Annotated in this window: 2 protein-coding genes; one reads left to right on the forward strand and one right to left on the reverse strand. The window is 65.0% G+C overall.

The window, feature by feature from the left end; all coding sequences use genetic code 11:
• The first annotated feature begins 194 nt into the window (after positions 1 to 194).
• Positions 195 to 605, forward strand: coding sequence for a transposase (locus tag ACIOKD_RS41990; protein WP_402093752.1), 411 nt, complete (start codon positions 195 to 197; stop codon positions 603 to 605).
• A gap of 704 nt (positions 606 to 1,309) precedes the next feature.
• On the opposite strand, the gene ACIOKD_RS41995 is transcribed toward ACIOKD_RS41990, so the two are convergent.
• Positions 1,310 to 2,113 carry a hypothetical protein gene (locus ACIOKD_RS41995; protein ID WP_402093750.1) on the reverse strand — a complete coding sequence of 268 codons (804 nt, stop codon included), beginning with the start codon at positions 2,111 to 2,113 and terminating at the stop codon, positions 1,310 to 1,312.
• Positions 2,114 to 2,234: the final 121 nt, after the last annotated feature.

Consider the following 2,234-nt stretch of genomic DNA (forward strand, 5'->3'; position numbering starts at 1 on the left):
AGCTACCTCGCAGGCCTCCACCTCCGCGCCTCCATGATCTGGATCAACGACCTGCTGAAGGCAACTGACTGATCACGACATCACACAGGCCCTAGAGCGTGTTTGGATGGCTCCCACATCCGCGCGAGTAAGGGGGCCCCGACACCGGCCCGTCGCCGGTCGACCGGCGGAAAACGGGCAGCAAACACCACCTGATCTGCGACGGACGCGGCACCCCACTCAAAGTCATCACCACCGCGGCCAACGTCAACGACATCACCCAGACCCTCGCCCTCGTCGACGGCATCCCGCCCGTCGCAGGCCGTCCCGGCAGACCACGCCGTCGCCCCGACGCCCTGCTCGGCGACAAGGGCTACGACTCCAAGGCCAACCGCCTCGAACTGCGCAAGCGCCGGATCCTGCCCGTCATCCCCCGCAGAGGAGCACCGAACGTCCAGGGCCTGGGCAAACTCCGCTACGTCGTGGAGCAGACCTTCGCCCTGCTCCACCACTTCAAACGCCTTGCCGTGCGATGGGAACGCCGCACCGAACTTCACGACGCCTTCGTCTCCCTCGCCTGCAGCCTCATCTGCTGGCGACGGCTTCGAAAGCCCAAGAACGACTGACCGGTCTCAGGGCAGTCCAGGACGCCAGCAGGCCGCTTCAGCGCGTTGGTACTCTCCGCATCTACGGCGAGGAGGGGAGATGATCGTGGGAGCAGAGCCGTCGAGTCCTCCGAGCCGCTGGTTCAGAGGAACTGGCTTTGGGGTCCTCTTCGGTGGACTGACCGCAGTGGTGTCCACTGCTGCCATTGGGAATGCATGGGCTGTATGTGACATCGGCAACGGCGTAACCAATGGCATGACCTTGCTGTTTCTTGTCCCTCTCATATGGATCGCCGCTGCGGTTTCGTGGGTGATCCTGCACAGCACCATCGGAAGACGTCATCGCAGGACCGCCCTGACTGCAGGGCTCATCTTCACCCTGTGGCTCACCTGGTTCCTTGTCACATGGCTCGGCATGCCGGACTCCTACCCCGCACCGTTGTGCCCGGGCAACGTCCCACCTTGGTGGCCGAGCTTCATCCCTGCATGACTTCGGCGAAGCCTGTGAACCTTGGCAGAGGCAGCGGCACCCTACTGTGCAGCACCCCGACCAGCCGCTGCACGCCTGCAAGATCGTGTTACGAGTTCTTAGCACAATTCGCACATTGAGCAGCCATTACCCCATTGCTGGAACAGGACGCCAATCCAAAGCACGGCAGCAGTCCTGCAGAGTTCGTCGCCCAGGGGCTGTCCGGACGACAGCGTCAGCCCTCCCAACCGTGGGTCTAGGCACTGCAGTAGACGGTGAAGTCGCCTGCGCTGGTGTCCCGGACGAACTTCTCCGCGCCCGCGAGGAGCAGGAGTTGCTCGTCGGTGGCCTTACGGGCCTGAAGGCCGGGCTGGACGATGATTGTGTGGAAGCGGGGCCGCAGCAGGCGTGCCTGGTCACGAATGGTGAACAGCTCCTTGGCCCCTCCGACTTCGTAAGGTGAGATGCCGCCGGTGCGTCGGGCGTACTGCACGGCCCGGCTGTGGAGATGATCCAGCAGGGGCAGGGAGTTCTGGCGCCGCCACTTGGCGCTGCGCATGGCTTGGCCGCACACCTCGTACAGGTCGCCGACCCGTGTGCCGGGAGCGGGTTTGGAGGAGTACTTGCAGTGCACGAGCGTTACGTCCAGGTAGCGGCCGTCGACCTTGAGGCCGACCAGGTCGGCAGCCTCGCCGGAGCCGTCGTCGTCGAGGAGGACATCGAAGGAGCTGGTGGCCTGCAGATGGGCGGACATGTAGTACTGGATGGAGTCGGTGCGGCGCTCCGGCCTCTGTGACTCCTTGCTGAGGTCCACTCCCTGCCACTCCAGCGGCGTGAGCAGGGCCGGGTCGTAGGGGCGGCGGGTGTAGCGCGGGGCGATGAGTTTGCCCTCGTCGTCGATGAGGCGGTCGCCCTCCAGGAACAGGTCGGGCCGGTGCGCGTTGAGCCATTCCTCCAGCGGCTGCGGCTGGGCAGTCGGACTGCTGCCCATGATGACGGCGTCCTGCTCGCGGGGCCGGTAGACCAGGCCCTTGGTGTCGTAGTCGGCCTGGTAGGCCACGCGCCAGGCGGGGGTCGTCAGGGAGAACTGAGGTTCCCCCGAGATGCGGAGTGTGTTGACAGAGGGTCAGATGGTTCTCATGAGAGGAACATCGACCATGGCCGCCCCCAGGAAGTACTCG

It is taken from the genome of Streptomyces sp. NPDC087844, from assembly GCF_044742785.1.
Lineage (GTDB): Bacteria > Actinomycetota > Actinomycetes > Streptomycetales > Streptomycetaceae > Streptomyces.